This is a genomic window from Halorientalis regularis (assembly GCF_023698535.1).
Classification (GTDB): Archaea; Halobacteriota; Halobacteria; order Halobacteriales; family Haloarculaceae; genus Halorientalis; species Halorientalis regularis.
Genome location: NZ_JALJCL010000004.1, coordinates 268,980 through 288,402, shown reverse-complemented (window position 1 = coordinate 288,402; position 19,423 = coordinate 268,980). Strand labels below are relative to the sequence as shown.

The following is a 19,423-nucleotide window of genomic DNA, read 5'->3' as shown; positions in this document are numbered from 1 at the left end:
TGGGTCACGCTCCAAGGACCAAGGGATGGACGGGGACACCACGGTCGTCACCGGCGCGAGCAAGGGTATCGGTGCCGCAGTCGTCCGCGAGTTCGCCGCGGCAGGGGCACACGTCGTCGCCTGCGCGCGCGACGCCGACGAACTCGACGATCTCGCGGCGACGGTCGAGTCGACCGACGGGACCGTGACGACACAGCGAGCGGACGTGCGCGACGAGTTCGACGTGGAGCGACTGATGGAGACGGCGGCCCGCGAGGGCGGGGGGATCGACACCGTCGTCGCGAACGCCGGCGTCTACCACGGGCAGGCGGGGGAGACACCCCTCACGTCGGAGGCGTACGCGGCCTTCGACGACCACCTCCGGACGAACGGCCGTGGCACCTTCACCACGATCCGGGAATCGCTCCCGCACCTGGCCGCCGACGCGCGAATCCTCGTCACCTCGGGGAGCGTCGCCCGCGAAGCGAAACCGGGCTACGGCTCCTACGCCGTCTCCAAGGCGACCGCGGAGGCCGTCGCCCGCGGGTTCGCTGCCGACCTCGACCACCCGGTCGGCGTCGTCGATCCCGGCGTCGTCGCGACCGATCTCACTGGTGGGACCGGCCGTGACCCCGCCGATGTCGCGCCGATGTTCCGCTGGGCGGCGACAGACGCCACCGCCGAGGACCTCGACGGCGGTATCCTCGATCTGCAGGCCTGGAAACGCGCGACACGCTGAGGACCCCGACCGCGACTGTGCGACGGATCGGAGCTTTTATTATTATCATCGCTAGTTCTATAACCGGATGTCTAATAACATGGAGTCCGGGATTATTAACACCGGCGAGCGGCCGTCGCTGGTCGGGCTGACTGGCGTGGGGCTTTTGCTGGCGTTTTCGGGGCTCGCGGTGGTCTCGGGCCTGTGGAAGGTGCTGGTGATCGCGTGGGTCGCGTTCGCCGCGATGGCGGGGTCGATCCCGCTGGGTGTCAGGGCGGCCGAGACCGGGAGCGCCCGGCGACTGGTCTGGGGCTACGGGCTGGCCAGCGGGGCGATGATTACGAGCGCGGCCGTCTTCCTCGTCCCCCAGGCGATGGGGTTCGATCCGCGGGTCGGCGGGTTCGGCATCGCCGCCGGTATCCTCGTCGGCTTCGGCTCGCACGTGCTGGGCCACCGGCTCTCGCACGTCAGCGCGACCTTCGACAACACGGCGGTCCAGCTCTCGGCCCACGCGCTCTCGGCGGGCGCGATCATCGGTCTCGTCTACGGGGCGATGCCGGAACTGGGCCTCCTGCTCGGGCTGGCCATCGTCTCGCACAAGGGCCCGGCCGGCTACGCGGCGGCGCGTCGACTGGCCGCCGGTGGTCGGTCGGCCACCGTCATCCTGCTCCCGGCGGCGGGCGTCGGGATCACGGCCATTCCGAGCGCGCTCCTCGACCTACCGGCCGTCCCGGCCGTCAACGCGGCCGTCTTCGGCTTCGCCGCCGGCGTGTTCCTCCACGTCGCCATGGACTTTCTCCCGCGCTGTGAGGTCGGCGGCGAAGTCGGCGAGGTCGCACAGGTCACCGACCACGCCCACGAACTGCTCGACCGGCTCCGCATCCACGCCGTCGCGAGCACCCTGCTGGGCGGTCTGGCGGTCTTTCTCACCTGGCTCGCGGTCGGCCCCTGACCCGGCTCGCTATCGTCTGCCGGACACGGATTGCGATTTTTCGAATTGTCCGCGTGATAATAGCACGTCCGTAGCCGTGCCTCGGAGAATATAAGGACAATATATCTATTCTGGGGTCTATTGCTGTACATTCAGGGGAAGATTTTTACTATACCAGGACAGTCGTTGTAGTAAGCATGGTAGAATGCGACGCCTGTGAAGACGAGGTTCTTCACGTATGGAGACACCGCGCGATTACCGAGACCGTCACGCACCGGAAACAGCGCTGGGTCTGTGCGGACTGCCACCCGAAGCTGTCGAGTACGCTCCGGACCGAGACCGCGACGGAGACGGGCGCTAAGACCGACACGACGGCCGAACCGGAGACCGGGGCCGAGGCTGAATCCGGCGGGACGACCGAGGAGCAGGTGGTCGTCACCGACGGCGGGCAGTTCGCCTGTCCGACCTGTGGCGGCGAGACGGTCAACGGGCAGGGCGTGTTCGGCTGTCTGTCCTGTAGCTGGACGGGCGTCAGCTGAGCGAGTCGGTCGACGACACGTGCGGTCCCGTCCGCGCCCTGTGGGGTGTACTTACAAGGTCGTGCCGTGCCAAGGTTCGGGTATGACCATGGACACGACCGGTCAGTGGATGGGGACGCCGATGGCCCAGCGCGACATCGACGACCTGCTCGAAGCGAACGGGTACGGCATCCTCTCGCTGGCCAGCGACGACGAGCCGTACAGCCTGCCGATCTCGTTCGGGTACGACGGGTCGGACGTGTACTTCGTGTTCCTCGAAGACAGCCCGGACGGCCGGAAGTTCGACTTCGTCGAAGAAGGCGGGACGGCGCGCCTGCTCGTGACCGACATCGGGAGCCGGTTCGACTGGCAGTCCATCGCGGTGACCGGCCCGGTCCGGCGGGTCCCAACCGACAGCAAAGACTGGGACCACCTGGTCGAGGCGCTCGAAGACAACGCCTGGTTCTCCAGTGACTTCCAGCGCGCGGGCGACATCGAGGACATGTACGGCTTCCGCCTCGAACCCGACGAAGTGCGCGGGCTCGAAGTCAAAGAGAGCTGAGGTGTAGCTGACCGCGGCGACGCCACGCAGTCCCTCCGGAATCGTCGGTCCGGCGTCGCCGGTCGGACACCACACTCATCCGCCGTCCGGGAGTCGGGTGATTGGAGTGGGACTTCTCGATTCGTTCGGTGCGCTCGTCAGTAGTATCGTCGCGTCGCTCGTCTTCGCGATCCTCAGTTACGTCGTCACGGTGTTCATCGTCGGTGCGGGGGCCGGGCTGGCCGAGTACTCCCCGAGCAGCGACTTCGTCGCGCTCGCGGCCGCTATCCTGGCGGGCGCTGCCATCGTCGGTGGAGCGTCGCCGATGGCCGGCCTCGGCGACGGGACCTGAATCGGTCCCCCGGCGTGCCTCCGCCGTGACGGACCGGTCGTGCGAGGCCCGTGCGACACCCGCACAGGTTTTTGAACGAGTGGATCGAACCACCGGCGATGCGACGGCGCGAGTTCCTCGCCGCCTCGGTCGCCGGTCTCGCATCCGGTCTCGCAGGCTGTGGCCGGACCGGCGACGGAGGAACGGGCGCGACGCCCACCGCCGGCAGTCCCGGCGATCGCCGGATCGGTGCGGTCGAACTGCCGGTGTCCCGCGGGGAGTTGCGCGCGGCCGTGCCGCGGGACAGGATTCCGGCGATAGTCGACCCCGCGTTCGGCGAGGACTGGTCCGGGCTGTCCGTCCCGGAGTCCTCGGCCTACGACGGCGGGCCGCTGTTGCCCGACGACTCGCCGGTCGTCGGCCTCAAACGCGACGGGGAGGCGCGCGCGTACCCCCTCCGGGTACTCGACTGGCACGAGGTCGTCAACGACGGGTTCGCCGGCCCGACGCTGGTCACCTACTGTCCGCTCTGTGGGACCGCAGTCGTCGGGGAGCGCCGCGTGAACGGGACCGAGACGGTGTTCGGCGTTTCGGGGTACCTCTACCGGGGGGCGCTGGTCGCGTACGACCGCGCGACCGGGAGCCTCTGGAGCCAGTTGCTCGCGGCCGCGATCCGCGGGCCGGCGACCGGCGAGGAACTGTCGCTGTCGCCTGCGCGGCTGACGAGCTGGGGCGAGTGGCGCGAGAGTCACCCGGACACGACGGTCCTGCTCCCGCCGCCGCGGTCCGACACCGTCCGCGGCCGTGACGCGACGTTCGACTACTTCGACGGCAAGTACGTCCGGGGCAGGGACCAGCTGATCGGGTACCGCGGTCGGCGGGACGAGGCGGGGCCGACCCCGAAGACGCTGGTCGTCGGGATCGCCCGCGACGGCGAGGCGCGGGCGTATCCGTTCGCCGAAGTCCGGGACCGAAACGTCGTCAACGACACCGTCGGGTCGTCGCCGGTCGTCGTCGCGCTCGCCCCCGACGGCGGGCTGGTAGCCTACGAGCGACGGGCCGGCGGGACGACGCTCCGGTTCCGGGCCGCCGGCGAGCGCCACCTCCGGGCCGGCGGCTCCCGCTGGGAGCGGACGACGGGCCGGGCGGTCGACGGCCCCCACGAGGGCCGGAGGCTCGCCCCAACGAGCGCGACGCCAGCCATGTTCTGGCGCGGCTGGTCGAACCAGTACCCGGACACGGAGATCTTCCCGGCGTCGGGGACCGGCGAGTGAAGCCGGCGGGCGCAGCGCCGGTCTAGTTGTACTCGCGCCAGCGGTTGCCGCAGTCCTGGCACTTGAAAAACCGGGTCGGCGGCTCGTCGGCCGAGCCGGTCTGTTTGATCGTGTACCAGGCCTTCCCGTGGCCACACTCCTCGCAGGTCACGTCGTCGGCGGTCGGTTTCCCCTCGAAGTCGGCCCCCTCCTCGGTCTCGATCAGTTCGTCGCCGCTCTGTTCCTCCGTGGAGACGAACTTCTCGGCGGCGGCCTCGTCTTTGGCCTGCTCGGCCCCACAGGAGGAACAGACCATCACGTCGCCGTCGGCGTGCATCATCGAACCGCACTCGTCACAGAATTGCATGTTCGGGGTTGCCGAAACTCGGCCGCCAACCACACTTGGCTCTTTCGTCTGGTCACAGCGGCTGGAGCGACTCGACGCTCCGGACCTCGAATCTGGCCCCGCCGTCGTCACCGTCGGTCACGTCGACCGTCCAGCCGTGGGCCTCGACGACCCGCTGGACGATGGCGAGTCCGAGCCCGGTCCCGTCCTGATCGGTGGTGACGCCGGGCTCGAACACGTCCTCGCGCTCGTCGTCGGGGATGCCAGGGCCGTCGTCTTCGAGGAAAAAGCCCGTGCCGTCGGCGTTGCCGAGGGTGCCGACCCGGATGGTGGCGTCGGCCGCGCCGTGTTCGATGGAATTGCGGAAGAGGTTCGCCAGTGCCTGCTGGAGCCGGTCGGGATCGGTCCGGAGCGTCGCCTCGCCGTTCTCGACTGTCAGGGTGGCCTCCCCGCCGTCGACGGTCGCCCAAGCGGCGGTGGCGACCGATTCGAGGGTCGTCCGCTCCCGGCCGTCGATGACTCGACCCTCGCGAGCGAGTTCGAGGACGTCCTCGATGAGTGTGCGCATCCGGTCCAGCGCCTGGGCGACGCGGTCGAACTGTTCGTCCTCGCCGGTCTCGCGGGCCGTCTCGAGGTAGGTCTCGGCGACTTCGAGGGGATTCCGGAGGTCGTGTGAGACGACGCTGGCGAACGTCTCCAGGCGGTCGTTGCGCTCGGTGAGCCGGTCGACCTCCGCCTGCAGGTCCTCGTGGCGTTCGTGGCCGTCCCCGAGCGCGGTGTACAGCAGGTAGCCCCCGTCGTCGGTCGGGACGTTGCGGAGCCGGAGGCGGCGGTCACCATCGGTCGTGTCACAGACGGTCTCGCGGTCGAGGGCGTCGCCCGACTGGATCGCGCCCGCGACCGCCGACAGGGCGTCCTCGGCGGCGAGTGTCGCCCGGAGTGACACGTCTGCCCCGTCGACGGCGAAGGTCTCCCGGAAGGCGGGGTTGATCGCCTCGACGACGATGCCCTCGGCTCCTTTGCCGTACTTGACCACGGGGTCGGGGTGGGCGCTGAGCAGGTCGTCGGCTCCGTCCCCCTCGTCCATGCGTTGGCTGTCGAATTCGGACAGCCCCTTGGAGTAGCTGTCGGCCGTTACGAGCGGTGAGCCGACGACTCGCTGCGCGAAACCGCGCAAAGGTATTTCAGCGCGCCTCCGATACGACTCACTGCGACTGTGCCCCACGAGTCCAGTACTGCGCCGAACGTCCTCGTCGTCGACGACGAAGAAGACGTTGCGGAGGCCTACGCCCTGAAGCTCAGTGGCGACTACGACACCGAGCTGGCGTTCGGCGGCGAAGCGGCCCTCGAGAAGGTCGACGCGACCACCGACGCCATGCTGCTGGACCGGCGGATGCCGGACATCCACGGCGACGAGGTCCTCGAGAAGCTACGGGACCGGGGCTACGACTTCCCGATCATCATGGTGACGGCGGTCGATCCCGATCTCAACATTCTGGAGATGGATTTCGACGACTATCTCTGCAAGCCGGTCGACAAGGAGACGCTCCGGACGACCCTCGACCAGCACGTCGACCGGAGCGGGACCGACCCGAAACTGGACGAGTTTTTCAACCTGCTGTCGAAGCTCTCGGTGCTGGAGTCGGAACTCCAGCCGAGCGAACTCGAAAACGACGAGGAGTTCCAGCGAACCAAGCGCCGCGCCGTGAAACTCAGCGAGGAACTCCGGGAGTCGATGGACAACTTCGAGGAGATCGTCGAGACCCACCGGTCGGTCGAGCGGGGTTCCCGCTCCTCACTCTGAATCGGTCTCGCCCAGTTCGACGCCGCTCCCTTCGAGCGCGCGCTGTTCGGCGACGATGGGGCAGTTCAACAGCCGCACCGTCTCCATGTCCAGAAACTCGACGATAGCCGCGCCCTCGTAAGTGCACTCGATTTCGGGCGGACCACTGAAATGTTCACACCCCTCACAGAAGCGGTGTTTCGACACCTCGGAGTAGGTTCGTTCCTCGGTTTCGGGCCCACTGCTCTCCAGATCCTGCCAGACCGCATCGGGGTCGATCTCGTCGACGCCGGCCGACTCGAATGCTTCGAACGGGTCGTCGCCCTCGTCCCGGCGGGCCGTCGAGAACTCCGCGAAGGGGTCGTCCGTGGGTTCCGTCGAGGCGTCGCCGCCCGCGTCGTCGGAGGTCGGCGACGCGACCTCGCTGCTCGCGTCGGTCTCGGTCTCGGCCGATTCCGCGGTCTCGAAGGGATCGTCCCGGAGCCGGCCCGGCGGTGTCGGTTCGTCGGCAGGCGTGTCGTCCGGATGTTGCTCCCCGGCAGTCTCCCCGTCGTCGGCGTCGGAAGGATCCAGGTCCTCGAAGGGATCGTCGGCCTCGTCGGGCGTCTCGAAGGCGTCGAACGGGTCGTCCTCGTCCTCAGCCATCGTCTTCCTCCGGGGCCTCGATGCTCTGGGCCTTGACGAGTTTCGGACTGCCGAAGAAACCGTCCTTGGGTTCGACGTCGGTGACGACGGCCTCGCAGTGTGGGCACTCGGGCTCGGTCATGAGCCCGATCTGGACGCCTTCGCCACAGACGCCACACTTCGCGCGGTCCACGTCGAGTTCGGCCGCGGCGCGTTTGATCCCCTCGACCGAGGTGGCCCGTTTCGAGCCCACCCGGGCGTCGTCCCGGAGGTCCCGGACGACGTGGGCCACCGTCCGGACCTTCTCTTCGAGGTCGCCGACGGTCTCGTCCAGATCCTCGATTCGGTCGGCTGTGTCGCCAGCTCGCTCGTCGAGTTGGGCCCGGAGCGTCTCGATCTCTCCCTCGACGGTCTCGACATCGCTGGCCAGGCCGTCGATACGGTCGGCCAGGTCGGGGTGGCCGTGGTCGGCCGGTGCCTTGCTGTCGGCCGCCTGTTTGACCTGAATGACGCGCTGGCGAACGTCCTGGATCTTGTCCATGTAGTCGTCTTCGACCGCGCCGAGGCGGTCGTCGAGCCGGTCGCCGATCTGCTCGGTGGCCCGGTCGGCGGCGGACTGTGACACCTCCGCCAGCCGATCTTCGAGGGCGTCCTGGAGGTGTCGCTCGACGGCGTCTTGCACCTGGGCCTCGACCTCCAGCTGGTCCGTGACGGCGTCGACTATCTCGGGGAGCCTGTCGGCGAGCACGTCGTTCACGGCGGCCTCCACGTCGACGACCTCGGCCAGCGCCTCGGGGTCGTCGGCGTCGAGGTCGTCGGTGGCGCGGTGGGCGGCGAGCAACTGGGCGAGGACGGTCTCGCGGTCGGTGCCGCGGTCGCGGGCCTGTTCGTCGACCCACGCCGCCAACTCCGGCGGCAGCGACACCGTCACCGGCTCGTCCGTCGGCTCACTGGCCATCTACTCGCAGTTGGCCCCTTCCGCAGTTAAGGGTTTGCCACAGTTTATCAGCTCGTAAAACAACGGACGGTCGGGAAAGCAGCGCGCTCGCGCCGGAAATCGAGAGCGAGCGGGAGGTAGGTGGCGAAGATGTCAGCGAATCTTCCGAACGTCGCTGATGTCGAAGCCGGCGTCGCCGATCTCGGTCTCGAAGCGGATGATGTTCTCGTCCTCGATCCGGGAGAGGACGCCACGGAACTTCTTGAACACCAGGGTACGGGCGCGTTCGGAGCCGCCCTGTTCCCACTCGAAGGTCATCGTCCCGTTGGCCGCGTCGATCAGTTGGCCCTGCTGTTCGGGCGTGACCGTCTCGTGGTTGACGTGGACGAGGATCAGCCCGTTCCAGGAGTGAGCGGCCTTCTGGAGCCCCTTGACGATGTAGACGATGTCGGACCAGTCGCGGTCGTCGCCCAGCGAACTGATGAGGTCCGACAGCGAGTCGATGACGACGAGGCTCCCCGGTGCGTTCTCGCTGAGGTAGGCACCGAGTGCGGTGAAGATGTCCTCGCGGTCCTGGCGGCCGGCCATGTCCCGGATGTGTCTGGTCTCCTCTGCGTACCAGTCTCGCGGGACGCTACTGGGGTGGAAGTACGACTCGGCCATGTCGACGAAATCGACGGCTTCGAACCCGGACTCGACGATCTCGGTGTCCATGGTCCGATCCATCTCGCGGTAGAGCTGGTCGCTGTCGGCCGTGAAGGAGACGTAGTGAATATCGTCGGTGACGCTCGCGCCGGCCGCAACGTCGCCGTAGTAGAGGTCGTGGAGTTCGCGGTCGGCGTTGGCGAGCCCGTTGAGGATCGCGCTCGTGTACATGAACTCCCGCGAGCCGGCCCCCGCTTCGCCCGACAGCAGGACGACGCTGCCCGGCGGTGCCCCCCCGTCGATGATCGTATCCAACTGTCGGATACCGAAGGGGATGCGGTCCATGCTCTCACCAAACGGACGTGACGATTTACTACTTGCGGCGGGTTCGGCCGTCGAAACGCGTCAGGTCTCGATCCGGAGCCCGCGATTTGTGGGTGCGCTCACGACGATTCGGCCGTCGACGCCGACCGCGTCGAGGGCGTCCCGTGCGGCGGTCCGGGCGTCCTCGGCCATCGTGGCGTCGGTCAGCGCGTAGACGGTGGGCCCCCACGAGGACTGGCCGGTGCCGGTGACGGCGGGATGACCCGAGAGTTCGTCGACGATCCGACCCGCCGGCGGCCGGTAGACACCCCCCTGCTCGTCGGCGTACCAGGCCCCGTTGAGCCGGCCGAGTTTCGACACACCGTCACCGAAGGTAGCCCGGTCGCCCTCGGCGGCCGCCGGGAGGATCCGCCGGAGGAGGACACCGCCGATCTCGTCGGCGATCCCTGGATCGGCGCGTTCGACCACCGTGCGCATGCTCTCGTCTTCGGCCTCGCCGCTCCGGCCCGGGTCGGTCTCGGGAACGGCGACGACGAACCGCCAGTCGGTCGGGAGTTCGTGGCGGGCGGTCACTGGCGGGACCGTCCACGCGCCGTCGGCGGGCGGCGCGGCCGTGAACAGTTCGGTTGGGTGGCCGCCGTCGACGACGAACCCGCCGACCTCGGCGGCCGCGACGCCGACGCCGCTCCGCCCGCCACGGCCCAGTGCCGGCGCGCGGTCGCGCAGTTCCGGGTCCCGGTCGTGGGCGGCCGCGACCGCCGCGAGCGTCGCCATGGCGAGTTGCGTGCCGCTGCCCAGGCCGACGTGACGGGGCAAGCGCTCGACGACGGTCAGGTCGACGCCGGACACGTCGAGCAGATCCACCGCCGTCCGGGCGTGGTCGGCCACGGTCGCGTCGGCACAGTGGACGCCATCGGCGGGGTCGGCCTCGATCACCACCCGCGGTTCGTCCAAGGCGACGCCGACGCCACCGTAGAGGCGCTCCCGGGCCAGCGAGAGGTTCTGGAAACCGAAGTGCAGGCGCGCACCGGCGGCCACGCGAGTCATGGGGCGATCTAATCGCTCGGCCGGCATGGCAGTTGCGGGTCAGGTCGGGTCCGGATCGGTCTCGGTGTCGGCGTACTGGAGGGCGCCACCGACCGTCGCGAGGAGTCCACCGACGACCCCGAGAAACATCCCGACGAAGAGCCCACCGAGCGCACCGATCAGCGACAGGAGGGAAAACACCACCCCCAGCGGTCCGGCGTAGAGTCCGTAGTCCGGCCGGGCGACCAGTACCACCCACAGAGACCCACGAGGGCCGCGAACACGAGCCCGACGATGGTGAAACTGCCGCCGACGACGGCCAATTCAGCACGGAACGGTACCGGAACCGCCCCGATGACGACGCTCGCGACACATAGCAAGCCCCCACCGACCCGCGTCACCGTCCCGTTCATATCGGACCTGCCACTCGGACTGGAATACAAATTGTTACTTCGCCACGTCGCTCCAGCGGTCGAGCGAACGGATTCGGGCGGCGGCGAAACGGTCGGTCCCAGAATCCGGGAAGTTAAAGCGCCAGGGTGGCAATCCTACGGCCATGAGCCAACAGCCCGACCCCGAGGCCCGGGAGCCGGCCTCGGACGCCATCGAGAAAGACGACGACCTGCCGTCCAGCGAGGTCACGGAGGGCCGGGACAAGGCCCCCCACCGCGCGATGTTCCGCGCGATGGGCTACGACGACGAGGACCTCTCCTCGCCGATGGTCGGCGTCGCCAACCCCGCCGCCGACATCACGCCCTGTAACGTCCACCTCGACGACGTCGCCGAATCCGCCTACGACGGCATCGACGAGGGCGAGGGGATGCCCATCGAGTTCGGCACGATCACCATCTCCGACGCCATTTCGATGGGGACCGAGGGGATGAAGGCCTCCCTGATCTCCCGTGAGGTCATCGCCGATTCGGTCGAACTCGTCGCCTTCGGCGAGCGCATGGACGGCCTGGTCACCATCGGCGGCTGTGACAAGAACATGCCCGGGATGATGATGGCCTCGATCCGGACCGACCTGCCCAGCGTCTTCCTGTACGGCGGATCGATCATGCCAGGCGAACACGAGGGCCGGGAGGTCACCATCCAGAACGTCTTCGAGGGCGTCGGCGCGGTCGCCGACGGCGACATGACCGAGGAGGAACTCGACGATCTGGAGCGCAACGCCTGTCCCGGCGCTGGCTCCTGTGGCGGGATGTTCACCGCCAACACGATGGCCTCCATCTCGGAGGCGCTGGGCTTTGCACCCCTCGGTTCGGCCTCGCCGCCCGCCGAGGACGAGTCCCGCTACGAGGTCGCGCGTGAGGCTGGCGAGGTCGCCGTCGAGGTCGTCCGCGAGCGCCGCAAGCCCTCAGATTTCCTCACGCGGGAGTCCTTCGAGAACGCCATTGCCCTGCAGGTCGCGATCGGCGGGTCGACCAACGCCGTCCTCCACCTGCTGGCGATGGCTGCCGAAGCCGGCGTCGAACTCGACATCGAGGACTTCAACCGGATCAGCGCCCGCACGCCGAAGATCGCCGATCTCCAGCCCGGCGGCGAGAAAGTGATGAACGACCTGCACGAGGTCGGCGGCGTGCCGGTCGTCCTCCGGGAGCTCCTGGACGCCGACCTGCTCCACGGCGACGCCCTGACCGTGACGGGCGAGACGATGACCGAAGCCATCGAGGCCTACGACCCGCCGAAGATCGCCGATCTGGACGCCGAGTTCCTCGAAACCGTGGCCGACCCGATCCACGAGCGCGGTGCCATCCGCATCCTGACGGGCAACCTCGCCCCCGACGGTGCGGTCATCAAGATCACCGGCGAAGACCACCTCCACCACGAGGGCCCGGTCCGGATCTTCGAGGACGAGGAGAACGCCATGCAGTACGTCCAGGAAGGCAACGTCGAGAGCGGTGACGTGATCGGCATCCGCAACGAGGGGCCACAGGGCGGCCCCGGGATGCGGGAGATGCTGGGCGTCACCTCCGCCGTCGCCGGCCAGGGTCACGCCGAGGACGTGGCGCTCTTTACCGACGGCCGGTTCTCCGGCGCGACGCGGGGCTTCTCCATCGGCCACGTCGCCCCCGAGGCCTACGTCGGCGGTCCCATCGCGGCGCTGGAGGACGGCGACACCATCACCATCGACATCGACGACCTCGAACTGTCGGTGGATCTCACGGACGAGGAGATCGAGCGCCGCCTCGACGAGCGGGACATGCCCGAACCGAACTACACGAACGGCGTGCTGGCGAAGTACGGCCGGATGTTCGACTCGGCGGCCAACGGCGCAGTGACCAATCCCGGCGCGAAGCAGAACTGAACGGAGTCCGGCATCTGCGCGAGCGAAGTGAGCGCGGCTCGCGGGACCGAGTGCAACGAGGGCCCGTCTTTCTGATCCAGCTTTTGCGACGTTCACGAGAGCGAAGCTCCCGTGAGCAAACCAGAAATCTCTGATTTCTGGTGTGAGTGGTCGCCTGCGGCGACCCGAGGAAGTAAACGGTGGTTGTGAATGATTTTCAACCAGACATAAGTAGTTGGGTGATCGAACGCCCAGATAGCCATGGACGAAATACTCGAAGTAGCGGAAGTGGCAGCCGACTTCGGCCTGGAGGGTGTAATGGCCTGGATCGTCCGACTCATCGGGCTGCTCGCGCTACTCGCGGGTGCGGGCATGTGGCTCGTGGCCGACATGTCCTTGTTCGTCCTGCCGGCGGCCCTGATGGTCGTCGGACTCGTCCTGCTAATCGCGCCGAGTATCTTCCTGCTGTTCCTCGAGTAGTCGCCACAGATAGCGCCGTCAGACCGACTCGATGATGACGTTGTCGCTGTCGGTGGCGGTGTGGAATCCGGCGGCGTTCCCGCTGGCCGTCACGTTCACCAGCAGCGCGCCCAGAGTACGATGAGCAGGTCAGTGTAGAGGTGATGCGGGAGCGCCACGCTCCCGTTCGGCACCGACTCGGCGAGGAACCTCACTGCTGGCCCCCGCTGGTCTCGTCACCGCCCTGCTCGTCGCTCCCGTCGCCAGCCATCTCTTGGGCGTCCTCGACGGCGGCCGACACCATGCGCCGCCCGAGAACTGCGTATGCCCCGGCCAGCACGAGCGCGATGGTCACGACCTCGTAGAGCGTGTCGACGAGGTACGCTGGTCAGGTCTCCGCTGGCAATTCGGAGGTGGTACCAGCATCCGCGCGAGCGAAGCGAGCGCGGTTCACTCGGCGCGAAGCCGAAGGCTGAGCGCCGAGCAGTTTTTCCCCAGGTTTTTGCAAAGGGGGTTCGCCGAAGGCGAACCCCCCTGCAGTAAAAAGTGGGAGTGGGACCGCCGAGATTCGAACTCAGGTCCGACGCACCCCATGCGCCGAGGATACCGCTACCCCACGGTCCCGCAGTTAGGCCCACGAGGGTCCCCGGATTAAGGGTGTCGTTTTGCGCCTAGACCAGTACGCGTTCTAACTCGACGACGGTACCGGACTCGCCGTCCGGATCGCCAGCCAGTCGGCCGAGACAGATCGCCGACCCGTTGGGCGTGTAGCAGGCCACGAGCGGCCGGTCGGTCGCGCCGTCGGCGGCCAAGTCCGACTCGATCACGCCGGGTGCGTACACCGGCGCGCCCTCGGCGACCTGTGCGGCGGCGCTGGGGGCGATGGTCACGCCGGGTACCGGGTCCAGCGCGTGCTCGGCAGGCTGGACGAACTCCCGGAGCGGTTCGGAGTCGTCGTCTTCGGCCCACCACGCCAGCGCATCCGTGAGGTCCTCGAGGGTAACCAGATCGCGGTCGTCGAACTCGCCGGTCGCGGTGCGCCGGAGGTGACCCATGTGCGCGCCGGTGCCCAGGGCCAGCCCGAGGTCGTGACAGAGTTTTCGGATGTAGGTCCCGCTCTCACAGCGGACCCGCAGGAGCACACGGCGGTCTTCGATTTCGAGCACGTCCAGGTCGTGGATCTCCCGGACCCGGAGCTGCCGCTTGACGGCACTCTTTCGTGGCGGTTTCTGGTAGATGGGGCCCTCGAACTCGGCGGCGACGGATTCGAGGGCGGCGGGGGCGCGGCCGTGGAGTTCGAGGACGGCGACGTACTCCTTGACGGCGTCGTCGAACACCTGAGCCATGCGGGTGGCGTCGCCCAGGAGGAGGGGCAGACAGCCGGTGACTTTCGGGTCGAGCGTGCCGGCGTGGGCGACGCCGTCGATGCCGCCCGGAACTCGGTCGTCGACCATGTCCCGAACCCAGGCGGCGACCTGGTGGGCGGAGGGGCCGGGCGGTTTGTCGAGGTTGACGACGCCGAATTCGAGGCGGTCGGGGATCGACCGGTCGTCGGGAGCGCCGCGGTCGACCATCAGAACTCGTAGCGGACGCCTTCGACGGGGTATTTCCCTTCGTCGCTGTCGTCGTCGTAGGATTCGGCGGCCGAGAGGACGAGCGAGAGGCAGGCGTCGGCGTCCCAGCGGGCGGTGTTCACGGTCAGATCGTAGATCGACCGGTCCTCGATATCGATGCCGTAGTACTCCCGGTAGCGCTGGGCCTCGCTGGCGGCGCGGGCGCGGGTTTCTTCGAGCACCTCGTCGAGGGGTTTGTCCTCGCGGTCGGCGATGCGGTCGGCCCGCACGTCGAGTGGGGCGTCGAGCCACACCCGGAGGTCGGCGTACTCGGCGGCCATCCAGCCAGCGAGTCGCGATTCCAGCACGAGGTCGGTCGACTCGCGGGCGGTCTCGCGGAGCCGGCGGTCCAGATCGCGGTCGATCTGGTCGTCCTCCTCGGCGAGTTCGTTGAACTCGACCAGCGAGCAGCCGCGTTCGTCGGCCAGCGCGCGGAAGATGTCACCCCCACTGACGTGCTCGTGGCCGAGCGCGTCGGCCAGTCCCGCCGCGAGCGTACTCTTGCCGCTGCCCGCGGGACCGGAGACGGTAATCAGCATATCAGACCTGCGGTGGTCGCGGTAAAAGAGGTTGTGTCTTCGACCGGGCGTTCGTGCTGGCGCTGGTCGGTGACGAATCGGTGCGCGTCGAAGAGCACTGAGGGACGCGCCAATCAGGTCGGCGTCGTCTGGATGTTCAGCGCCTTCCGGATGATCTGGGTGAAGCCCATCGAGCAGAGGAAGTACCAGACGATCCAGGCCTGGAGCGGGCCGAGGATGCCGGCCCGCCAGCTGATGTCGCCGACCAGCGGGAGGACGATGGTCTGGCCCTGGATCTGCCCGGTTCCCAGCAGCCAGTACATCCACAGGAAGACAGGAATGGTCAGCAGCATGATCCAGACCATCGGGCGAATCTGCTCTTTGAACATGCCCATCTGGTCACCCATGGCGTCCATCTGCTCCTGCTGGATGCGGTCCAGTGCCTCCTCGTCGCCGCGCTCCTTGGCCTCCTTGCGGCGCTCCTGGATCTCTTTCATCTGCTCCTGGTACTCGCTCATCTTGTCCATGTCCATCAGGTTGGCCTGCAACAGCGTCGAGTACAGGCCCGTGAGCATGGCCAGGACCATGACGACGACGTAGAAGGGGAGCATCGCCTCCAGCGGGCCAAAGAGTGCGTCGAGGGTCCCGCCGATGGCGTTGCGGATCGACGGCAGCGAGTACCCCGCCATCATCCCCAGCGCGCCGACGCCGGCCAGTTTGTCGTAGGACGACCACGAGGATCCCTCGTCGCCGTCGGCGGCCGCGTCGCTCACTTCGTCGTCGGTGAGCGCGTCGCGGACGCCCTCGGGGTCGTCGACGACGAACCCGGACCCGTCGGCGTCGACGAGCAGTCCCTTCTCGATGAGACGGCCCCACTGACCGCTGGTCATCTCGTCGCTGACGTCGCTCCACTCGACGGCCCCATCGTCCTCGGCGACGTCGAGGACCGCTTCGAGCGCGTCGAGCAACTCGCCGTCCTCCCGGGCGAGCGACTCTACTTTCTCGGCGGTACGTGGCATTGTCGGAACTCTAGGCACCACCGCTAATCAAGCTTTTACTCTCGATGCGGCGAAAACGGAACCTCGGGACAGCTCAGATTCGCTCGTCGATGGCCGCTTCGATGTCCGCCCAGACCTCGTCGGGGGTCTGTTCGCCGTCGATCTCGACGAATCCGGCGTGGTCGCGGTAGTGGTCGATGACGGGCGCGGTATTGTCCTCGAACACGTCCAGCCGGTTGTTCACGGACTCCTCGTTGTCGTCGTCGCGCTGGATCAACTCGCCACCACACTCGTCACAGACACCGTCTTCCTCGGGCTGGTCGAACTCGACGTGGAAGTTGGTGCCACAGTCGTCACAGACCCGGCGGCCGGTGAGCCGGTCGACGAGTTCCCCGCGGCTCACGTCGAGCGAGAGGATCACGTCGAGGTCGGTCATGTCTTCGAGTTCGTCGGCCTGCTCCATGTTGCGTGGGTAGCCGTCCAGCACGAACCCGTCGGCGCTGGAGAGGGCTTCCTCCACGATGGCGTTGACCACGGCGTCGGGCACGAGATCGCCCGCCTCCATGTACTCGCGGGGCGTGTCGTACTCGGTGTCCATGTCCGAGATGTCCATGTCCTTGTTGCCCCGGAGTGCGTCGCCGGTCGTGACGTGTTCTACGTCGAACCGGTCGGCGATACGACTGCTCTGTGTCCCCTTGCCTGCGCCCGGCGGGCCGAGAATCAGCACGTGTGCGTCTGCCATGTGACCGGCTTCTCCAGCCCGGGATTTGTACCTGACGTTCTCCGTCGGCCGGCGACGAGCACGGTCGTTTTTACCGCTGGCGCCCCTCGGTCCGGGCATGACAGCCGACGGCGAGCGCGCCATCGAGCGCCGGACCCGGATCGCCGAGGCGATCACGGCCCACCGTCGGGCCGGAAGCCAGTCGCCAGTCCTCGTCGCCGTCACCGCCGACGACCCACCCTACGTCGAGTACTGCGACCGCGAGATCGTCGTCCAGGTCGACGACGCCGAACGCGACCGACTCGACACGCTCCTCGACGACTTCCCGGTGTTCAAGATCGCCCAGCCGACGACCAGAAAAGCGCCCGACGGCGAGGTCCACGTCTCGGCCATCGCGGACCCGAAACACGCCGCGGACTTCCTGGATCGGCTCTTCCTCGACGTGTTCGAACGGGCCGACGAGTACGACCTCCGGATCGAGGACTGACTACTGTTCGGCTTCGGCTGACGATCCGGCGTTGCTCCGGCCGCGTCGACTGCCCGTGAAATACCGATAGATGGGGTAGACGTAGTCTTCGAGCGGACCCTGCACGCCGCGGGGACCCGCGTAGACGATCACCGGGACGCCCGCCCCGTCGGCGAGGCTGATGACGCGGTCCGGCGTACTGCCGAACACCCACCGGCGGAGCCGACGGGTTCGGGTCGCCCCGATGACGAGGATGCCGCCGTTGTCCTTGGCGGTGGCGACGAGTCCCTCGGCGACGGTCGCCGCCGAGATGTTCTGCACTCGCACTTCCGGCGCGCCCGAGAGCGCGGCCAGCGTCGTCTCGGGCGTCTCGGCCCGACCGGCACCCTCGGGGTCGACGTTGATCACGTTGATGTCGGCTCCGTTCTCGCCCAGTCGCTCGATCAGCGGGAGGACGGCCGTGTGGTGTGGGCCGCCACCCGCCCCGATGTTGACGATCTCCACGTCCGTCGGGTCGGTGAATCCGCTCACGAACAGGACGCCACAGGGAGCCTTGTACTCGACGTGTTCGGCGATCTGCGTGTGTTCCTCCGGATACCCCATCAGGATCTGGTCGGCCTGTTCGTCCCGTGCGGTCTGGACGATGTCGAAGCCCACGTCCTGACAGATGTGGCCCTCGACGGTGTACTCGGCGTCGATCTCGGCGTCGTCCAACAGCTCCTCGATGCGGCGGGCACGCCCCTCCGCGGCGTCGGAAACCGCCTCGTACGGCGTCTGCTCGGGGATCTCGGTGACGTTGAGGACGTGGACGATGGGGTCCTCGCCCCGCGTGTTCCCGACCAGCGCCGCCAGTTTCGCGTAGGTCGGCGCGCGTTCAGGCCGGGCGACCGACACCAGCACCCGGTAGCGGTCTCCGTTCTCGACCGCCGCGGTCTCCGAGGGCGGTTCCGGCTCGACGACCTCCTGGAACAGTTCCTCCACGTCGGGCGCGCCACCCCAGAGGAGGTACGCGACCAGCGTCGCGACGATCAGCAGGACGCCCCAGACGACGCCTTTCGGCGGGAGGTTCGTGATCAAAGCGAGGTTGGCGAGGATGCCCAGGATCGGCACCACGGGGACGCCGGGCACGCGGAAGCCCCGTTCCACGTCCGGGAACCGCCGCCGCGAGTAGATCAGCGCGACGTTGACGATGGAGAGGGGGACGAGCAGGTTCAGCGTCGCGAACCCGGTCAGCGGCTCCAAGCCGAGATTGAGCAGGTCCGTCCCACCGAGGAGCGGCACGGCCGCCGGCAGATCCAGGGAGAGCGGGATCGGTCCCCCGTCGTGGGGAAAGAGTCCGATGAAGACGACGATCAAGGCGACGATGGTGCCCGTCGCCGCCATCACGCTCCAGAACGGCGTGCTGAATTTGGGGTGGATGCGCGAGAACGGGCGCGGAGCCTGCCCCTGCCGACCCATCAGCGACCCGATCCCGCTGGCCGCGAGGATCGACGCGTTCGAGGCGCTGACCATGCTGAAGATCGCCCCCGCGACGATCAGGCTCTGACCGATGGGACCGAGGAAGGCCGCCGCGACGCTGCCCATCGCCGTCTCGCCCTGTCGAGCGATGACGCTCGCTGGAATCGGCGAGTTGACCATCGCGATGATCACCAGCGCGTACAGCACCGTGACCGTGATCATGCTGGCCGCGATGGCCCGGGGCACCGTCTTCCGGGGTTCGATGATCTCTCCGGCGCTGGCGGCGATAGCCGAGAACCCGAAGAAGGTGATGAACGCGAGCGCGGCGATGGTGACGATGTCGACCGGACCGCCGCCGAACTCGGCGGTGAACTCTCCGACGGCCGCGGTCGGCCCGGCGTAGCTGAACGCGCCCCCGATGAACGCCAGCAGGACGGCCACCTTCGCGCCGGTCACCAGCAACTGGAAGGTCCCGCTCTCCTCGGTCCCGCGGGCGTTGAGCGTGCCGAGCAGGAGCGCCGCCAGCACGCCCGTCGTCCCGTGGGGCAGGAAGTGCCACGCCTCGGGGATGATGAACTCGAAGAACCACTCGTCCATCGTCGCGAGGTAGAACGCAGTCGTGCCGGTGTAGCCCAGAAACAGCATGGCACCGATGGCGTACACCAGCTTGTCGTGTTCGAACGTGCGCGAGGAGAAGAGGTAGCCGCCGCCGTTCTCGGCGTAGATCGAGGCGAACTCCGAGTAGGAGGCGGCGGTGATACCGGCGACGATAGCGGCGATGACGAACGCGATGACCGCACTACTGCCGATCGCGGCCACGGCGGTCCCCGACAGCGAGAAGATGCCCGCCGCGATCATCGTCCCGAGGCCGATCGCGAAGGCGATTTTGAACCCGAGCGTCCGGGTGTGCTCTACCATTGCCCACCGGTCTGCCCGACTGGATTGTA

At 67.9% G+C, this 19,423-nt stretch carries 23 protein-coding genes and 1 tRNA gene; 10 read left to right on the top strand and 14 right to left on the bottom strand.

Annotated elements, in window-relative coordinates; translation table 11 throughout:
* Positions 1-25: 25 nt before the first annotated feature.
* The 6 genes from MU521_RS07305 to MU521_RS07280 all read left to right on the top strand — a co-directional run bounded on the left by MU521_RS07305 (position 26) and on the right by MU521_RS07280 (position 4,292).
* On the top strand, positions 26-718 hold the full coding sequence (locus MU521_RS07305; RefSeq protein ID WP_092689252.1) for an SDR family NAD(P)-dependent oxidoreductase: 693 nt from the start codon (positions 26-28) through the stop codon (positions 716-718).
* A gap of 67 nt (positions 719-785) precedes the next feature.
* On the top strand, positions 786-1,649 hold the full coding sequence (locus MU521_RS07300; RefSeq protein WP_175452788.1) for a ZIP family metal transporter: 864 nt from the start codon (positions 786-788) through the stop codon (positions 1,647-1,649).
* Positions 1,650-1,825: 176 nt separating this feature from the next.
* Positions 1,826-2,167, top strand: a complete 342-nt coding sequence (locus MU521_RS07295; RefSeq protein ID WP_092689246.1) for a hypothetical protein — start codon at positions 1,826-1,828, stop codon at positions 2,165-2,167.
* An 82-nt stretch (positions 2,168-2,249) separates the two neighbouring features.
* The gene (locus tag MU521_RS07290) at positions 2,250-2,708 is read left to right on the top strand and encodes a pyridoxamine 5'-phosphate oxidase family protein (protein ID WP_092689244.1); all 459 of its coding nucleotides are present in this window, start codon (positions 2,250-2,252) and stop codon (positions 2,706-2,708) included.
* A gap of 106 nt (positions 2,709-2,814) precedes the next feature.
* On the top strand, positions 2,815-3,039 hold the full coding sequence (locus MU521_RS07285; RefSeq protein WP_092689242.1) for a hypothetical protein: 225 nt from the start codon (positions 2,815-2,817) through the stop codon (positions 3,037-3,039).
* A gap of 98 nt (positions 3,040-3,137) precedes the next feature.
* A complete protein-coding gene (locus MU521_RS07280; protein WP_092689239.1) occupies positions 3,138-4,292 on the top strand; it encodes a DUF3179 domain-containing protein in 1,155 nt (384 codons plus the stop codon).
* Positions 4,293-4,314: 22 nt separating this feature from the next.
* On the opposite strand, the gene MU521_RS07275 is transcribed toward MU521_RS07280, so the two are convergent.
* Together MU521_RS07275 and MU521_RS07270 are read right to left on the bottom strand one after the other, a co-directional pair.
* Entirely contained in the window at positions 4,315-4,638 is a 324-nt protein-coding gene (locus tag MU521_RS07275) for a transcription factor S (RefSeq protein ID WP_092689237.1), read from the bottom strand.
* A gap of 52 nt (positions 4,639-4,690) precedes the next feature.
* Positions 4,691-5,704, bottom strand: coding sequence for a sensor histidine kinase (locus tag MU521_RS07270; protein ID WP_139171063.1), 1,014 nt, complete (start codon positions 5,702-5,704; stop codon positions 4,691-4,693).
* A 129-nt stretch (positions 5,705-5,833) separates the two neighbouring features.
* Between MU521_RS07270 and MU521_RS07265 the strand changes: the two genes are divergently transcribed.
* Positions 5,834-6,421 carry a response regulator transcription factor gene (locus MU521_RS07265; RefSeq protein ID WP_092689230.1) on the top strand — a complete coding sequence of 196 codons (588 nt, stop codon included), beginning with the start codon at positions 5,834-5,836 and terminating at the stop codon, positions 6,419-6,421.
* Here MU521_RS07265 and MU521_RS07260 read toward each other — a convergent pair.
* From MU521_RS07260 to MU521_RS07240, 5 genes are all read right to left on the bottom strand, one after another.
* Positions 6,413-7,045 carry a DUF8135 domain-containing protein gene (locus MU521_RS07260; protein ID WP_092689227.1) on the bottom strand — a complete coding sequence of 211 codons (633 nt, stop codon included), beginning with the start codon at positions 7,043-7,045 and terminating at the stop codon, positions 6,413-6,415. The two genes, MU521_RS07265 and MU521_RS07260, sit on opposite strands and share 9 nt — an antisense overlap.
* On the bottom strand, positions 7,038-7,982 hold the full coding sequence (locus MU521_RS07255; protein WP_092689225.1) for a coiled-coil domain-containing protein: 945 nt from the start codon (positions 7,980-7,982) through the stop codon (positions 7,038-7,040). The genes MU521_RS07260 and MU521_RS07255 overlap by 8 nt, the downstream gene beginning before the upstream one ends.
* A gap of 132 nt (positions 7,983-8,114) precedes the next feature.
* On the bottom strand, positions 8,115-8,951 hold the full coding sequence (locus MU521_RS07250; protein WP_092689222.1) for an RAD55 family ATPase: 837 nt from the start codon (positions 8,949-8,951) through the stop codon (positions 8,115-8,117).
* Between the two features lie 60 nt (positions 8,952-9,011).
* Positions 9,012-9,977: a beta-ribofuranosylaminobenzene 5'-phosphate synthase family protein gene (locus tag MU521_RS07245; protein WP_092689220.1), complete on the bottom strand. Its 966-nt coding sequence runs from the start codon at positions 9,975-9,977 to the stop codon at positions 9,012-9,014.
* A gap of 39 nt (positions 9,978-10,016) precedes the next feature.
* Complete coding sequence (locus MU521_RS07240; protein WP_092689217.1) at positions 10,017-10,211, bottom strand: DUF6114 domain-containing protein; 195 nt, start codon at positions 10,209-10,211, stop codon at positions 10,017-10,019.
* Between the two features lie 301 nt (positions 10,212-10,512).
* On the opposite strand from MU521_RS07240, the gene ilvD reads away from it, so the two are divergent.
* Together ilvD and MU521_RS07230 are read left to right on the top strand one after the other, a co-directional pair.
* Positions 10,513-12,264, top strand: a complete 1,752-nt coding sequence (ilvD, locus tag MU521_RS07235; protein ID WP_092689215.1) for a dihydroxy-acid dehydratase — start codon at positions 10,513-10,515, stop codon at positions 12,262-12,264.
* A 240-nt stretch (positions 12,265-12,504) separates the two neighbouring features.
* Entirely contained in the window at positions 12,505-12,723 is a 219-nt protein-coding gene (locus MU521_RS07230) for a hypothetical protein (protein ID WP_092689211.1), read from the top strand.
* A 190-nt stretch (positions 12,724-12,913) separates the two neighbouring features.
* Here the strand turns inward: MU521_RS07230 and MU521_RS07225 are convergent, their stop codons facing one another.
* The 6 genes from MU521_RS07225 to MU521_RS07200 all read right to left on the bottom strand — a co-directional run bounded on the left by MU521_RS07225 (position 12,914) and on the right by MU521_RS07200 (position 16,573).
* On the bottom strand, positions 12,914-13,057 hold the full coding sequence (locus tag MU521_RS07225; RefSeq protein WP_175452787.1) for a hypothetical protein: 144 nt from the start codon (positions 13,055-13,057) through the stop codon (positions 12,914-12,916).
* Between the two features lie 198 nt (positions 13,058-13,255).
* Positions 13,256-13,326, bottom strand: a tRNA-Pro gene (locus MU521_RS07220).
* Between the two features lie 47 nt (positions 13,327-13,373).
* Complete coding sequence (locus tag MU521_RS07215; RefSeq protein ID WP_092689208.1) at positions 13,374-14,276, bottom strand: RNA-guided pseudouridylation complex pseudouridine synthase subunit Cbf5; 903 nt, start codon at positions 14,274-14,276, stop codon at positions 13,374-13,376.
* A complete protein-coding gene (gene cmk / locus MU521_RS07210; RefSeq protein WP_092689206.1) occupies positions 14,276-14,854 on the bottom strand; it encodes a (d)CMP kinase in 579 nt (192 codons plus the stop codon). The genes MU521_RS07215 and cmk overlap by 1 nt, the downstream gene beginning before the upstream one ends.
* A gap of 113 nt (positions 14,855-14,967) precedes the next feature.
* Entirely contained in the window at positions 14,968-15,852 is an 885-nt protein-coding gene (locus MU521_RS07205; RefSeq protein WP_092689204.1) for a DUF106 domain-containing protein, read from the bottom strand.
* Between the two features lie 73 nt (positions 15,853-15,925).
* Positions 15,926-16,573, bottom strand: a complete 648-nt coding sequence (locus MU521_RS07200; protein WP_092689201.1) for an adenylate kinase — start codon at positions 16,571-16,573, stop codon at positions 15,926-15,928.
* Positions 16,574-16,670: 97 nt separating this feature from the next.
* Here MU521_RS07200 and MU521_RS07195 point away from each other — a divergent pair, with 97 nt between their 5' ends.
* Positions 16,671-17,039 carry a DUF7975 family protein gene (locus tag MU521_RS07195; RefSeq protein WP_092689198.1) on the top strand — a complete coding sequence of 123 codons (369 nt, stop codon included), beginning with the start codon at positions 16,671-16,673 and terminating at the stop codon, positions 17,037-17,039.
* Here MU521_RS07195 and MU521_RS07190 read toward each other — a convergent pair whose 3' ends face one another.
* Entirely contained in the window at positions 17,040-19,394 is a 2,355-nt protein-coding gene (locus MU521_RS07190) for an amino acid permease (RefSeq protein WP_092689196.1), read from the bottom strand.
* Between the last annotated feature and the right edge of the window lie 29 nt (positions 19,395-19,423).

Bases quoted from the DNA above. Each gene is read 5' to 3' on its own strand.
- MU521_RS07305 (WP_092689252.1), top strand. From the start codon at position 26: ATGGACGGGGACACCACGGTCGTCACCGGCGCGAGCAAGGGTATCGGT.
- MU521_RS07300 (WP_175452788.1), top strand. From the start codon at position 786: ATGTCTAATAACATGGAGTCCGGGATTATTAACACCGGCGAGCGGCCG.
- MU521_RS07295 (WP_092689246.1), top strand. From the start codon at position 1,826: ATGGTAGAATGCGACGCCTGTGAAGACGAGGTTCTTCACGTATGGAGA.
- MU521_RS07290 (WP_092689244.1), top strand. From the start codon at position 2,250: ATGACCATGGACACGACCGGTCAGTGGATGGGGACGCCGATGGCCCAG.
- MU521_RS07280 (WP_092689239.1), top strand. From the start codon at position 3,138: ATGCGACGGCGCGAGTTCCTCGCCGCCTCGGTCGCCGGTCTCGCATCC.
- MU521_RS07275 (WP_092689237.1), bottom strand. From the start codon at position 4,638: ATGCAATTCTGTGACGAGTGCGGTTCGATGATGCACGCCGACGGCGAC.
- MU521_RS07270 (WP_139171063.1), bottom strand. From the start codon at position 5,704: ATGGACGAGGGGGACGGAGCCGACGACCTGCTCAGCGCCCACCCCGAC.
- MU521_RS07260 (WP_092689227.1), bottom strand. From the start codon at position 7,045: ATGGCTGAGGACGAGGACGACCCGTTCGACGCCTTCGAGACGCCCGAC.
- MU521_RS07255 (WP_092689225.1), bottom strand. From the start codon at position 7,982: ATGGCCAGTGAGCCGACGGACGAGCCGGTGACGGTGTCGCTGCCGCCG.
- MU521_RS07250 (WP_092689222.1), bottom strand. From the start codon at position 8,951: ATGGACCGCATCCCCTTCGGTATCCGACAGTTGGATACGATCATCGAC.
- MU521_RS07245 (WP_092689220.1), bottom strand. From the start codon at position 9,977: ATGACTCGCGTGGCCGCCGGTGCGCGCCTGCACTTCGGTTTCCAGAAC.
- ilvD (WP_092689215.1), top strand. From the start codon at position 10,513: ATGAGCCAACAGCCCGACCCCGAGGCCCGGGAGCCGGCCTCGGACGCC.
- MU521_RS07230 (WP_092689211.1), top strand. From the start codon at position 12,505: ATGGACGAAATACTCGAAGTAGCGGAAGTGGCAGCCGACTTCGGCCTG.
- MU521_RS07215 (WP_092689208.1), bottom strand. From the start codon at position 14,276: ATGGTCGACCGCGGCGCTCCCGACGACCGGTCGATCCCCGACCGCCTC.
- cmk (WP_092689206.1), bottom strand. From the start codon at position 14,854: ATGCTGATTACCGTCTCCGGTCCCGCGGGCAGCGGCAAGAGTACGCTC.
- MU521_RS07205 (WP_092689204.1), bottom strand. From the start codon at position 15,852: ATGCCACGTACCGCCGAGAAAGTAGAGTCGCTCGCCCGGGAGGACGGC.
- MU521_RS07200 (WP_092689201.1), bottom strand. From the start codon at position 16,573: ATGGCAGACGCACACGTGCTGATTCTCGGCCCGCCGGGCGCAGGCAAG.
- MU521_RS07195 (WP_092689198.1), top strand. From the start codon at position 16,671: ATGACAGCCGACGGCGAGCGCGCCATCGAGCGCCGGACCCGGATCGCC.
- MU521_RS07190 (WP_092689196.1), bottom strand. From the start codon at position 19,394: ATGGTAGAGCACACCCGGACGCTCGGGTTCAAAATCGCCTTCGCGATC.